10 protein-coding genes are annotated in these 13,861 nt (G+C 72.9%); 3 read left to right on the top strand and 7 right to left on the bottom strand.

Annotation, left to right across the window (positions count from 1 at the left end; all coding sequences use genetic code 11):
• Positions 1–10: 10 nt before the first annotated feature.
• Positions 11–436 (bottom strand): hypothetical protein, encoded by a 426-nt coding sequence (locus ACFVYI_RS26785; protein ID WP_387890015.1) that lies wholly within the window; start codon positions 434–436, stop codon positions 11–13.
• A 235-nt stretch (positions 437–671) separates the two neighbouring features.
• Entirely contained in the window at positions 672–1,529 is an 858-nt protein-coding gene (gene rsmI, locus ACFVYI_RS26790) for a 16S rRNA (cytidine(1402)-2'-O)-methyltransferase (protein ID WP_387890018.1), read from the bottom strand.
• A 106-nt stretch (positions 1,530–1,635) separates the two neighbouring features.
• Between rsmI and ACFVYI_RS26795 the strand changes: the two genes are divergently transcribed.
• Positions 1,636–3,456, top strand: coding sequence for a dolichyl-phosphate-mannose--protein mannosyltransferase (locus ACFVYI_RS26795; RefSeq protein WP_387890021.1), 1,821 nt, complete (start codon positions 1,636–1,638; stop codon positions 3,454–3,456).
• A gap of 173 nt (positions 3,457–3,629) precedes the next feature.
• Positions 3,630–5,399: a penicillin-binding transpeptidase domain-containing protein gene (locus ACFVYI_RS26800; protein WP_387890023.1), complete on the top strand. Its 1,770-nt coding sequence runs from the start codon at positions 3,630–3,632 to the stop codon at positions 5,397–5,399.
• Between the two features lie 24 nt (positions 5,400–5,423).
• On the opposite strand, the gene ACFVYI_RS26805 is transcribed toward ACFVYI_RS26800, so the two are convergent.
• The 5 genes from ACFVYI_RS26805 to ACFVYI_RS26825 all read right to left on the bottom strand — a co-directional run bounded on the left by ACFVYI_RS26805 (position 5,424) and on the right by ACFVYI_RS26825 (position 12,217).
• The gene (locus ACFVYI_RS26805; protein WP_387890025.1) at positions 5,424–6,833 is read right to left on the bottom strand and encodes a glycosyltransferase 87 family protein; all 1,410 of its coding nucleotides are present in this window, start codon (positions 6,831–6,833) and stop codon (positions 5,424–5,426) included.
• Between the two features lie 132 nt (positions 6,834–6,965).
• Positions 6,966–8,531, bottom strand: coding sequence for an amino acid permease (locus tag ACFVYI_RS26810; protein ID WP_387890027.1), 1,566 nt, complete (start codon positions 8,529–8,531; stop codon positions 6,966–6,968).
• 200 nt (positions 8,532–8,731) lie between these two features.
• The gene (locus tag ACFVYI_RS26815; protein WP_387890030.1) at positions 8,732–10,240 is read right to left on the bottom strand and encodes a penicillin-binding transpeptidase domain-containing protein; all 1,509 of its coding nucleotides are present in this window, start codon (positions 10,238–10,240) and stop codon (positions 8,732–8,734) included.
• Entirely contained in the window at positions 10,240–11,571 is a 1,332-nt protein-coding gene (locus ACFVYI_RS26820; protein WP_387890032.1) for an FtsW/RodA/SpoVE family cell cycle protein, read from the bottom strand. The genes ACFVYI_RS26815 and ACFVYI_RS26820 overlap by 1 nt, the downstream gene beginning before the upstream one ends.
• Positions 11,572–11,704: 133 nt before the next feature.
• Complete coding sequence (locus ACFVYI_RS26825) at positions 11,705–12,217, bottom strand: DUF1269 domain-containing protein (RefSeq protein WP_387890035.1); 513 nt, start codon at positions 12,215–12,217, stop codon at positions 11,705–11,707.
• A 327-nt stretch (positions 12,218–12,544) separates the two neighbouring features.
• Between ACFVYI_RS26825 and ACFVYI_RS26830 the strand changes: the two genes are divergently transcribed.
• The gene (locus tag ACFVYI_RS26830) at positions 12,545–13,861 is read left to right on the top strand and encodes a VWA domain-containing protein (RefSeq protein ID WP_387890037.1); all 1,317 of its coding nucleotides are present in this window, start codon (positions 12,545–12,547) and stop codon (positions 13,859–13,861) included.

The following is a 13,861-nucleotide window of genomic DNA, read 5'->3' on the forward strand; positions in this document are numbered from 1 at the left end:
GCCCGGCCGATCAGCCCGTCAGGCGCGCCCAGAGCCGGCCCAGGCGTCCGCGCGGCTCGGCGGGCGCGTCCACCGGCAGGGGCCCGGCCGGCTCGGCGTGCGCCGAGAAGCCGGGCGCGTGCCGCACGGACTTGTCCGCGACGGCCACCCGGCCCTCGCGCATGATCCGGACGGTGTGGCCGCCGCACCCCGGGCAGGTCGGCTTGAGCAGCGGGGACGGCACCCGGACGCCGTTGGCGTGGTACTCGAACACGACGTGCCCGTCCCGGGCCACGTGGTGCTCGATGTCGTACGCCTGCTCCCAGCCGTACCCGCAGCTCAGGCAGGCGAAGGAGTAGGCCTCCCGAACGGTCTCGACGGGAGTCTGCGGCCGGCCGGTCAGGCCGGGGTCGCTCAGCGCATTGCCACCGCGGGGGCTACCGATCGTCTCGCTCATAGCCGTCTCCCAGCGCCCGCCGGACGCTCGCCCGGCTGGGTCTTTCCATCCCAGGAAATGCCCGGAACGCCCCGGCCGATGCCCGTCTTGTGAAGACTTGGACGCGGATTGGGAATCCCTATACGAAAGGGTGGGTCCTGACCGAAAACCGCGGCCAAAGCTTCAGCTCACCGGGCGTTTACCGGGGCCTTCCCTCCAAGGTACGCGCCACCGCCACCCCCGGCACCTGCGGGTTTCAGGCCTTGCCGGCCGCCGTGTTCTTGGCCGCGACCACCGCGTCGAACACCTCCCGCTTGGGCCGGGCGAGCTCCGCCGCGACCGCCGCGATGGCCTCCTTGCGCCGCTCGCCGGCCTCCTCCCGGACGGCCACCAGGCGGGCCAGCTCGGCCGGGCTCAACTCCTGCGGCGCGGCCGGCGGGGCGCCGGCGACCACCACGGTGATCTCGCCCCTGACGCCCTCGGCGGCCCACTGCGCCAGCTCGCCGAGCGGGCCCCGCTTGACCTCCTCGTACGTCTTGGTCAGCTCGCGGCAGACCGCCGCGGGGCGGTCCGCGCCGAACGCCTCGGCCATCGCGGCCAGCGTCTCGGCGATCCGGTGCGGCGCCTCGAAGAAGACCATGGTGCGCGGCTCGGCGGCGACCGAGGCCAGCTGTCGGGCCCGGTCCCCGGTCTTGCGCGGCAGGAAGCCCTCGAAGGTGAAGCGGTCCACCGGCAGGCCGGACAGCGCCAGCGCGGTGAGCACCGCGGACGGCCCGGGCACCGCGGTGACCTTGACGTCGGCGGCCACCGCGGCGGCCACCAGCCGGTAGCCGGGGTCGGAGACCGAGGGCATCCCGGCGTCCGTCACCAGCAGCACCCGGGCGCCGCCCAGCAGCGCCTCGACCAGTTCGGGGGTGCGGCCGACCTCGTTCCCCTCGAAGTAGGAGAGCACCCGCCCGGTCGGGGTCACCCCGAGCGCCTGGGTGAGCCGGCGCAGCCGCCGGGTGTCCTCGGCCGCGATCACGTCCGCCGAGGCCAGCTCGGTGAGCAGTCGGGGCGGGGCGTCCGAGACGTCGCCGATGGGGGTGCCTGCGAGAACGAGTACTCCTGTCACGTGCCCCATCCTTCCAGTAACCGGGCCCCCGGTGTTTTTGGTGACGATTCGGGCAGCTTCGGAGGGAGCCGTCCTCCCCGAACGAACCGCCCCTACGATGTGGCGGATGAACGGCGACACGGCGGCGCAGACGCCCACTGGTACAGACCACACCGCGCAGGGTGGCGTCGGCGTGCCGGTCCTGACGGACCAGGCGTCCCCCGCCGTCCCCGCCCCGCGCGCGCCCGGCCCGGACCGGCCGGAGCGCCCGTCCTGGCTGCACCGCCTGGCCCGGCACGGCTACACGCCGCCGCCGAAGGCCACGCTCACCGAGCGGCTGGTGCCGCCGATGCCGGACGGCCCGGGCGTGACGCCGGCCCGCGTCGCGCCCTCCCCGCTGCTGCTGCGGCTCGGGGTGGCCGTGCCGGCGCCGCTGTGGTCCTGGCTCTGCCGCTGGGCGGGCTGGCTGGGCCCGCTCGCGGTGGCCCTGTTCGGCGGGCTGCTCCGGTTCACGAACCTCGGCGAGCCGCACGCGATCATCTTCGACGAGACGTACTACGCCAAGGACGCCTACGCGCTCTGGCACGGCGGCTACGAGATCAGCTGGCCGGACGGCGCCAACGAGCAGATCATGGCGGGCTCGACGGTGCCGTACCGGCCGGACCCGAGCTACGTCGTGCACCCGCCGGTCGGCAAGTGGATCATCGGCGCGGGCGAGCAGCTGTTCGGGATGAACCCCTTCGGCTGGCGGTTCGCGGTGGCACTGCTCGGCACGCTGTCGATCCTGATGGTGGCCCGGATCGCCCGCCGGCTCTTCCGCTCGACCCTGCTGGGCTGCGTCGCCGGGCTGCTGCTCGCCGTGGACGGCCTGCACTTCGTGCTCAGCCGGGCCGCGCTGCTGGACCTGGTGGTGATGTTCTGGATCCTCGCCGCGTTCGGCTTCCTGCTGCTGGACCGCGACCGCACCCGGGCCCGGATCGCCGCGCGCCTGGGCGGCGTGGCGGACGGCGCCGCGGCCCGCCGGCTGAACCTCGGCTGGCGCCCGTACCGGATCGCTGCCGGCGTCTGCGTCGGCCTGACCTGCGCGACCAAGTGGAGCGGCCTGTACGTGGCGGCCGCCTTCGGCGTCCTGACGGTGCTCTGGGACGCCGGCTCGCGCCGCCTGGCCGGCGCGGACCGCCCCTACCTGTGGACGCTGGTCCGGGACGTGGTGCCGGCCTTCGTCTCGATCGTCGTGGTCTCCGTGGTGGTGTACGTGACCTCCTGGTGGGGCTGGTTCGCCAGCAGCACCGTGCCCGGCCGGGGCGGCTACGGCCGGGACTGGGCGGTCGGCCGGGACACCGCGTTCCCGTGGATCCCGGAGGGCCTGCGCGCGCTCTGGCACTACCACTCCACGGTGTACGACTTCCACACCCACCTGAGCGACCCGCACACCTACCAGTCGAACCCGTGGAGCTGGCTGGTGGTCGGCCGCCCGGTCTCCTTCTTCTACGAGTCGCCGAAGCAGGGCCAGGCCGGCTGCACCGTGAGCGACTGCGCCCGCGAGGTGCTGGGCATCGGCACCCCGCTGCTCTGGTGGGCCGGCGTGGTGGCGCTCGTGTACTGCCTCTGGCGCTGGGCGGCCCGCCGCGACTGGCGGGCCGGCGCGGTGCTCTGCGGCCTGGCCGCCGGCTACCTGCCCTGGTTCGCCTACCAGACGCGGACGATCTTCCTGTTCTACGCGGTGGCCTTCGTGCCGTTCCTGGTGCTCGCCGTGACCATGCTGGTCGGCGCCCTGATCGGGCCGCCCGGGGCGTCCCGCGACCGCCGGATCATCGGTTCCGCGGCGGCCGGCCTGCTGATCCTGCTGATCGTGTGGAACTTTCTGTTCTTCTACCCCCTGTACACGGGGCAGACGATTCCGATGGACGACTGGCGCAAGCGGATGTGGTTCAACAGCTGGATCTGACGAAAACCGGGGGCGGGAACCGTGCGGAGGTGGTGCGCGACACGTACCAGATCCGTCACAAGACCCGGGCGTTTCGTCGGCGCACGGAGCTCGGCTGCCTAGGCTGGGCACCGAACGCGTATCCGGCCATCTCCGGCTGCGGCCAGTCGCCAGACCCTTGGGGGAGCAGCACCATGCGCAGAGGCGCCAAGATCGGCATCATCACCGGCGTGTCCGTCGCCGTGCTCGCGGGCGGCGGGTACGGCGCGTACAGCCTCGTCGGATCGGGCGACTCCGACGCGCCCGAGGGCAAGAAGGCCCGCACGGTGGTCGCCGAACCCCCCAGCGCCGAGCAGGCCGCCGCCGGAGCCAAGGACTTCCTGGAGGCCTGGGCCGCCGGTGACATCGCCAAGGCGGCCGGGCTGACCGACGACCCGGCGGCCGCGACCACCGCGCTGACCGCCTTCCGGGACCAGGTCAAGCCCAGTGCGCTGACCCTCGCGCCGGCCGGTCCGGCCACCCCGGCCGCTTTCGCCTCCGCCACCGGCACCCCCTCGCCGACCGCCGGCAAGCCCTCGACCGCCGCCGGTTCCGCGACGCCGACCGCGGCGGGCACCGAGTCCCCCTCGGCCACCGCCCCGGCCGCCCCCTCCGGTGTGCTGATGGGCTTCAAGGCCCGCGCCGAGTTCGAGGGCACCAACCGGGTCTGGGACTACAACGGCTTCCTCGGCGTCGTGAAGATGAGCGACAACACCCCGGCCGTGCACTGGGCCCCGTCGGTGCTCCACCCGCACCTGGGCGCGGGCGAGGTGATCTCCACCCAGCCGGTCTTCGCCCCGCCGTCCAACGTGGTCGACCGCAACAACAAGCCGCTGCAGGGCTCCTCGATCACCCCGGCGCTGATCACCACCCTCCAGGACAACGCCCGCAAGATCCTCCAGGCCGACCCGACCAAGGACCAGAGCGACGCGGGAAGCGGCGTGGTGATCACCGACGCGGCCGGCAAGGGCACCACCGACAAGCTGTTCACCATCGTCGAGCCGAAGCCGGCCAAGCCGTTCAAGGTGACCATCGACAACACCGTGCAGGCCGCCGCCGAGAAGGCGATGGCCGACCTCGGCGGCAAGCAGGGCTCGATCGTGGCCATCGAACCGAGCACCGGTCAGGTGCTGGCCTTCGCCAACGCGCCGGCCACCGGCCAGAACCGGGCCTTCGTCGGCCTGCTGGCCCCGGGCTCGACGATGAAGATCGTCACCTCGGCGGCCCTGCTGGAGGCCGGCGTCAACCCGGACACCCCGGTCGCCTGTCCGGTGAAGAGCAGCAACCCGAAGGCGATCCCGAACTCGTTCCCGGACGCCTACCCGAACAACACGCTCCAGCAGGACTTCATGATCTCCTGCAACACCGCCTTCATCGACCAGGGCCTGGCCAGCCTGAAGCCGGGCACGCTCGGCGCCACCGCCAAGGACGTGTTCGGCATCGGCCTGGAGTGGAAGACCGGCCTGCCCAACGTCGACGGCCGGGTGCCGGACCCGGGCACCAACAAGGACGAGCAGGCCATGCAGTCCATCGGCCAGGGCAAGGTCCAGATGAACCCGCTGGCCATCGCCTCGATCACCGCCACGGTGCAGAGCGGTGAGTTCAAGCAGCCGATCCTGGTCGCGGACCTGCCGCAGCAGAAGGCCGCCCGGAACCTCTCGCCCGACGCCGTCGGCAAGCTGAAGGCCATGATGGCCGCGACCGCCAAGGACGGCACGGCCAAGGGCGCGATGGCCGGCATCTCGGACAACGCGGGTGCCAAGACCGGCTCGGCCGAGGTCGCCGGGGTGGACACCACCAACAGCTGGTTCACCGCCTACCGGGGCAACATCGCCGTCGCCGCCGAGGTCCAGGCCGGCGGCCACGGCGCCGACGCGGCCGGCCCCGCCGTCGCCGCCGTCATCAAGGCGGCCGGCAACCGCTGACGCCCGGCCGGCCCCGCCCCGCGGTCAGCCCCGGGGCAGGGCCGGCTCCGGCCGGGTCAGCAGACAGTTGGCCGGGACGGGCCTGCGCCCGCTCCACCGCCGGGCCGCCAGCCGGGGCCAGATCACCAGCACCACGGGCAGCGCCAGGTAGCCGAAGCGCCCGGCCGGCGCCAGCATGAACGCGATCGCCAGCCCCGCCGCCAGCAGGTCGGCGGCGGCGATCGCGGAGACCGGCGGCCGGGCCAGCAGCCAGATCGCCACTCCCAGCCCGCCCACCGTCATCAGCGCCAGCGACACGGTGTGCCCGGTCGGCCCGAAGCCGGCCAGCACCTTGCCGGGCAGCGGGCTGCCGGCCGGCGTCTGGATCGCGGTCAGCCCCAGCGGGAAGCGCACCACCTGTTCGCGCAACGCGTCCGCCCGGACCAGCGCCGAGGGCAGGATCACCAGCAGGCCCGCGCCGAGCGCGGTCAGTCCGGCCCGGGCCGCCGGACGCCGCCCGTAGAGCCGCCAGAGCAGCAGGACGGCCACCGGCAGCGCCGGCCAGGCCGTCCACTTCAGCGTGCAGGCCAGCGCGAGGACCAGCCCGGCCGCGACGGTGCGGTCCCGTTCGGCGAGGGCCATGGCCAGGCAGCAGACCCCGATCAGCGGCAGGTCCACCCCGCCGACCGCCAGGGCCAGCGCGATCAGCGGCGAGGCGGTGAGCACGGCCAGCGGCAGCACCGGGGCCCGGTCCCGGGACGGCCTCAGCAGCCGCCAGCTGGCCAGCAGGCAGGCCAGGAAGGTCAGCGCGAACCAGATCCGGGCGTCCCCCACCACCTGCGCGACCGGGTTGCCGCTGCCCACCAGGGCGCGCGGCATCCCGAACAGCGTCATCGCCGGCAGGTACGGGTTGTAGTCGGTGACCACGACCGGGTGCGGCAGGTACGGACTGCCGGTGGTGAGCAGCAGGTGCGCCGACCGCTCGACCACCATCACCTCGGACTGGTGGCGGCCCTGCAGCGCCAACAGCGCCAACGGCACCAGGACCGCGCCCAGCACGGCGACCGTGGCGGCCGCGCGGGCCGCCCACCGGCGCGGCAGGACCAGGCAGAGCAGCCCGGCGAGGGCGTACGCGGGAGCCGCGACGGTCCCCCACAGGCGCTGGTTGGGCAGGTCCGACACGAGCGGGAACGCCGCCGCCCAGCCGGCCGCCACCAGGCAGCCGAACAACTGGACGCGCCGCAGCGACGCGAGCCGGGCCGGGTTCAGCCGATCGGGCGGGGTGCTCGTCCCGCCGTCACCACGCTGACGGGGGAACGGACCGGGCGCCCGCGTCCCGCGCGGACGACCGCGCCCGGTCGCCGACGCGGCCTCTGCGGGCGGGGCCGGCGTGCCGCCACGGCCGGTGAAGCGGCCGCGCGGGCGGGAGTAGCCGGGCGTGCGGGTGCTCACCATGGTGGAAGGTTATGGGTGGGGGCCACGCCCTGTCGCCATGTCCGGTGAGGGAGTCTGCGGTCGTACGAACGGGGCCGCCGGGGTGCGATCACCCTCCGGCGGCCCCGTCCGCGGGTGCTCGGTACGCGAATCTCAGCCGGCCGAGTTGTCGGCCGGGTCCGCGGCGACGGGCTGCCCCGACCGCTCCAGCTTGGAGTGCTTCATGCTGTAGCCGAAGTACACGACCACGGCGAGCGTCAGCGCGATCGCGCCGGCCCGGAAGGTGTCGGCGTGCAGGCCGGTGATCAGGTAGATGCAGAAGCCGACGCTGACCAGCGGGACGACCGGGTAGCCGGGCACCTTGAAGCCGCGCGGCAGGTCGGGCTGGGTGCGGCGCAGGATGATCACGCCGACCGCGACCACCGAGAAGGCGATCAGGGTGCCCAGGCTGGTGATGTCGGCCAGCACGTTCAGCGGGATGAAGGCGGCCAGCGCGCCGACGCCGATGCCCACCACGATGGTGTTCCAGACCGGGGTGCCGGTGCGAGGCGACAGCTGGGCGAAGCGCTTGGGCAGCATGCCGTCGCGGCCCATCGAGTACAGGATGCGGGTCTGGCCGTAGATCACCACGAGGGTGATGCTGAAGATCGAGATGATCGCGCCGATCGCGAAGACGATCGCGGGCCAGCTCTGGCCGGTGATGTCCTGCAGGATCTGGGCGAGGCCGGCCTCCTGGCCGTCGAACTTCTCCCAGGGCTGGGCGCCGATGCCGGCCAGGGCCACCAGGATGTAGAGCAGGGTGACCACGACCAGCGAGATGATGATCGCCAGCGGCAGCGTGCGGCGCGGGTTCTTGACCTCCTCACCGGCGGTGGACACGGCGTCCAGGCCGATGAACGAGAAGAAGATGCTGGAGGCCGCCACCTGGACGCCGCCGATGCCCAGCGGCATGAACGGGGTCAGGTTGCCGGAGTGGAAGCCGGTCAGGCCGACACCGATGAAGAGCAGCAGGATGAGGATCTTGATGCCCACCATCGCCGCGTTGACCTTCACCGACTCGCTGACGCCGCGGATCAGCAGGGTGCAGACCATCGCGACCAGGAGCAACGCCGGCAGGTTGAACCAGTGGGTGGCGTCGGGCGCGCCGGAGATCGCCTCCGGGATCTTGAACCCGAAGGCCAGGTCGAAGAACTTGTTGAGGTACTCGGCCCAGCTCACCGCGATCGCGGAGGCCGAGACGCCGTACTCCATCAGCAGGCAGATGCCGACCGCGAACGCGACGCCCTCACCGAGGGTGGCGTAGGCGTAGGAGTACGAGGAGCCGGAGACCGGGATCGCGGAGGCCATCTCGGCGTAGCAGAGCGCCGTGAGGCCCGCGGTGACCGCGGCGATCACGAAGGACAGGATGACGGCCGGACCGGCCGACGGCACGGCGGTGCTGAGCACGAAGAAGATGCCGGTGCCGATGGTGGCGCCGATGCCGATCGAGGACAGCTGCCAGAGGCCGATCGAGCGGCGCAGGTGGATGCCGGAGCGTCCGCCCTCCTCGGGCGCACCGGCGGGAAGGCCGTCGCGGCCCTCGCTCTCGGCGATCAGGGTCGAGACGGGCTTGCGCCGCAGCAGGCGCGCGCCGAGGGTGTTGCTGGCCAAAACGAGGATCCTTCTAGGCGAGGGAGGGTGTCCTAGCGGCCGGTCACTCGACGCGCCGTGGGGTGTCATCGGGGACCAACCGAACAAAGATGGGACAGTACCCCGCGAAAGCACCAGTGTCGCAAACGAACAGTCGCGCAGCGCGCATTGTACGAATCGTCGCATTGGCGTGTACAAACCGGACGCTTCGCAAACGGCGGATCTTCAACCGAGCGGCTAAGCCGCAGGTCAGAGGCCCTTCCCCGGCATCGGCACCCCGACTCGCCCGCTCAGCCGCCCAGGACGGCCCGCATCACCGAACGGGCGATCGGCGCCGCCAGCGCGCCGCCGGTGACATCGGTGGCGGCGCTGTCGGCGATCACCACCGCGACGGCCACCGGGGGCACCGCGTCGGATCCGGCCGGCTCGGCCCAGGAGATGAACCAGGCGTACGGCGTCCCGGTGTTGTCCACCCCGTGCTGGGCGGTGCCGGTCTTCCCGCCCACCACCGCGCCGTCGATCCGGGCGCTCCGCCCGGTGCCGTTCTCCACCACGTCGGTCATCAGCCGCCGCACCTGCCCGGCCACCCCCGGGCTCATCGCCTGCCGGTACGCGGTGGGGTGCATCAGCCGCACGGTGCTGCCGTCCTGCTTGGTCAGCCTGTCCACAAGCTGTGGACGCATCACGGTGCCGTTGTTGGCGACCCCGGCCGCGACCATCGCCATCACCAGCGGGGTGGCCGCGGTGTCGAACTGGCCGATCGAGGAGAGCGCGAGCTGGGACCGGTTCATCCGGGTGTCGAAGTTGGAGCGGGCCGGCCGGACCGGGACGTCCAGCTTCGGGTCGTTGAAGCCGAAGTTCTCGGCCATCTCCACCATCTTGTCGAGCCCGACCTGCACCCCGAGGTAGCCCATGACGCTGTTGCAGCTGTTGACCATCGCGGTGTCCAGCGACTGCCCGGGCTCGTCGCACGCCGGGGTGTCGTTGACCAGCGGCGTGGTGGTGCCCGGCAGGACGTACGGGTAGGGTGCTCCGGTCGGCGCGTCGGGGTCGGTGACGACGCCGTTCTGCAGCGCGGCCGCCGCGGTGACCACCTTGAAGGTCGAGCCGGGCGGGTAGGTCTGGCGCAGCGCCCGGTTGAGCATCGGCTGGTCGGTGTCGGCCTGCAGCCGGTTCCAGGCCGCCTGGTCGGCCGCGGACGAGCCGGCGAAGCTCCCCGGGTCGTACGAGGGGGTGCTGGCCAGGGCCAGGATCCGGCCGGTGGCGGGCTCGATCGCGGCGACCGCGCCCTGCTGTCCGCCCAGTCCGCGCATCGCGGCCTGCTGGGCCGCCCGGTCGATGGTCGTGTAGACGTCCCCGCCGGGGTTCTGCCGGCGGGCGACGGCGTCCCAGACCGCCCAGCCGGCCAGCCGGCTGTCGGTGCCGGAGAGCAGGTCGTCCTCCGTCCCCTCCAGCTGGGTGTTGCCGTACGCCTGCGAGGAGTACCCGGTGACGGCGGCGTACAGCGGGCCGTCGGTGTAGGTGCGCTTGTAGTCGTACCGGCCGCCGGTGGGCTCGGAGCCGGTGACGCTGTCGGCGCCGACCAGGATGTTGCCGCGCGGCTGGGAGTACCGCTCGATGGTGAGCCGCTGGTTGGCCGGATTGTGGTCCAGTTCGTCGGCCCGGAACACCTGCACCCTGGTGGCCTGGACGCAGAGCGCCACGGTCAGCAGCAGGCAGAAGGTGCCCGCCCGGCGCCCGGTGACGGAGATCCCCGGCCGGCCCTGCGGCCCGTTGCCCCGGGAGCGGCCGAGTGCCATCAGACCTCCCCGGTGGACGGGCGGCGGGCGATGTCGCTCATCCTCACCAGCAGCGCGACGATGATCCAGTTGGTGACCACCGAGGAGCCGCCCTGGGCGACGAACGGGAGGGTCATCCCGGTCAGCGGGATGAGGTCGAGCACCCCGCCGGCCACCACGAACACCTGCAGGCCGACGATCGACGCCAGCCCGATCGCGAGCAGCCGGCCGAAGGGGTCGCGCAGCGCGATGCCGGTGCGAAAGCCCCGGGCGACCAGCAGCGCGTACAGCAGGAACAGCGCGATCAGCCCGGTCAGGCCCAGCTCCTCGCCGATGGTCGCGAGGATGAAGTCGGACTTGGCGGCGAACCCGATCAGCACGGAGTGCCCGTTGCCGAGGCCGGTGCCCAGCTCCCCGCCCCAGGCGAAGGCGAACAGCGACTGGGCGATCTGGTTGGCGCCCCGGCCCGCGGCGATCGAGCCGAGCGGGTCCAGCCAGTCGTTGACCCGGCTGTGCACGTGCGGCGAGAGCCAGCCGACCCCGACCGCCGCCACGGCGGCCAGGAACAACCCGATGGCGATCCAGCCGCTGCGCGCGGTGGCCACGTAGAGCATGACCACGAAGAGGCCGAAGAAGAGCAGCGAGGTGCCGAGGTCGGTCTCCAGGACGAGGACGCCGACGAAGGCCGCCCAGATCAGCAGCACCGGCCCGAGCACCCGCCCGCGCGGCAGCTGGAACCCGAGCACCCGGCGGCCGGTCAGCGCCAGCGCGTCCCGGTGCACCGCCAGGTAGGCGGCGAAGAAGACCGCCAGCAGGATCTTGGCGAACTCGCCCGGCTGGAAGGAGAGCGGCCCGACGGTGATCCAGATCCGCGAGCCGTACACCGGCGGGAAGAAGATCGGCAGCACCAGCAGCACCAGCGCCACCAGCGCACCGATGTACGCGTAGCGCTGCAGTCGCTTGTGATCCCGCAGCAGCACCACGACCGCGATGAACAGTGCCACCCCGAGGGTGGACCAGAGCAGTTGGGTGGGGGCCGCGCCGCCGCCCGGGGTGGCCCGGTCCAGGCGGTAGATGACGACCAGTCCGATCCCGTTGAGCAGCACGCCGATCGGCAACGGCAGCGGATCGGCGTACGGCGCCTTCCAGCGCACCACGGCGTGTGCCAGCAGCGCGAGCACGCCGAGTGCGGCGCCGTACTCGCCCGCGTCGGCGGGTACCGTGCCGTCGACGTTGACGCCGACCTCGGCGTAGCCGAAGACGGCGATCAGCACGGCGGCCAGGACCAGCGCGAGCTCGGTGTTGCGCCGGGTCCGCACCGTCCGGCGGGGCCGGCCGGCGGTTCTCGTCACGGCGGAGGGTGTCGCCACGGACCGTCCTGGGTGTCCTGCTGCGGTGGTGGGCCGACGCCGGGACGACGATCGGGACGGACGGGCGAACGGGCCCGTCCGTCCCGACGTGAGCGGCCGGTCCGGCGGGGTCGGGTCAGGCGGCGGCCGGGGCGGGCTGCACCCGGGACGCCTCGACGGTGGCCCTGAGTTCGGCCTCCGCCCCGGCGGAGAGCGAGGTCTGGATGATCCGGCCGCCGTGACGCGCCAGCGCCGGGACGACCTTGTCGGCGGTGGCCTTGCGGACCAGCAGGAACACCGCGGCGGTGCCCGGCTGGAGGTGCTGGGCGACCTCGCGCATGAAGTTGTCGTCCACTCCGATGTCGGTGGAGGCGCCCACCGCGGCGCCGGCGGCGCCGCCGACCGCCGCGCCGAGGAACGGCATGAAGAACAGCAGGCCGATGACACCGCCCCAGAGCGCTCCCGAGGCGGCCCCCGCGCCCGTCGTGCTGACCTGCTGGTGCAGCTTGATCCTGCCGTCGTCGCGGCGCTCCACGACGACCGCGTCCTCCAGGTCGATCAGCTTCTGCGTCTGCAGTCCGACCGCTTCGTTGCGCACCGCCTGGGCGGTGGCCAGATCCGGGTAGGCGATCGCGAAGAGGTTGCTCACGTGCTGGTCCTTCCACTGTGTCGGACGTACCGGCCGGGTGCGAGCGCCGGCCCGGCGCCCGTGCCCCAGTTCGTCACCCTAACGAGCACTATCCATATGTATTAGCTCTTCCGACCGGTGTGTCCCGTATTGCCGAACCAGCCCGCCGGCGCCGCGCCACCGCCCGCGGTCCGCCGCCGCGCCCGGCGCCACCCACCCGACCGGCGCACGCCCGGACGCCCGGCACCCGATCTCCCACCGGCGCCAGGGAGTTCGCGCCGGAGCCCGGCGGCCCGCGCACCGGACCGCGTTGGCCATGGCGAACTGATGATCCCTAGGATCGGGCGGGTGACTACCGGACGACGCCCGAAGGCCAGGCTCGGCAGCCTGCTGGCCGCCCTGGCGATAACAGGCGGCGCGCTGCTCAGCGGCCTGCCCGCCCATGCCGACGAACCATCAGCCGGCGCCGCCGGCAAGGAAGCCCCCCGGGTCGACCTCGTCCTGGACGTCAGCGGCTCCATGCGAGCCACCGACATCCAGGGCAAGAGCCGCATCGCGGTGGCCCAGCAATCCCTGAACGAGGTGATCGACGCCCTTCCCCCGGAGACCGACTTCGGCATCCGCACCCTCGGCGCCAACTACCCCGGCGACGACAAGACCCAGGGCTGCCTGGACACCAAGCAGCTCTTCCCGGTCGGCAAGACCAACAAGGTCGAGGCCAAGACCGCGGTCGCCACCCTGCGCCCGACCGGCTGGACCCCGATCGGCCTGGCCCTGCGCGGCGCCGCGCAGGACCTCGGCAAGGGCGAGACCACCCGCCGGGTGGTGCTGATCACCGACGGCGAGGACTCCTGCGCCCCGCCGGACCCGTGCGACGTGGCCCGCGAACTCGCCGCCCAGGGCATCCACCTGGTGGTCGACACCCTCGGCCTGGCCCACGACGACAAGACCCGCCAGCAGCTGCTCTGCATCGCCAACGCCACCGGCGGCACCTACACCGACGTCCGCACCCAGGAGCAGCTCACCGACAAGGTGAAGCAGCTGGTCGACCGCTCCAACGACACCTACACCGTCGCACCGGTCAAGACCGCGGGTACCGACAAGTGCGAGAGCGCACCCGTCCTCACCCCCGGCGTCTACAGCGACCGGGAGAAGTTCTCCGAGCACCGCGTCTACCGCGTCCCGGTCAAGGCCGGACAGGAGCTGCGCGCCTCGGTCAGCGTCGCACTGGACCGCGGCGTCGCCCGCGACTACGGCGTCCTGCTCCAGGCCACCAGCGCCACCGGCCAGGAACTGGTCCGCGGCACCGATGCCGGCAGCGGCCGGACCGACGTGATCTCCACCGGTCTGCGCTGGTCCACCGACGACTCCAAGGGCTACGCCTCCGCGACGCCGTCCGCCTCGCCGAGCGGCAAGCCGGAGACCACCGTCTGCCTGGTCGTCAGCAACTCGCTGGCCGCCCAGCCCGGCGTCCAGGCCGAGCCCGGCCTGCCGCTGGAGCTGACGGTCGACCTGTCCGCCGCCTCGCCCGCCCCGGACGGCCCGGCGATGGGTCTGGGCCGCGGCTGGATCCTGCTGCTGGTGCTCACCCTGGCCGGCCTGCTGACCGGCCTGCTGTTCGGCTGGATCGCACGCTGGCGGATCGCTGTCTGGCGGGAGAACTGA

It is taken from the genome of Kitasatospora sp. NPDC058218 (genome assembly GCF_042882445.1).
Classification (GTDB): Bacteria; Actinomycetota; Actinomycetes; order Streptomycetales; family Streptomycetaceae; genus Kitasatospora.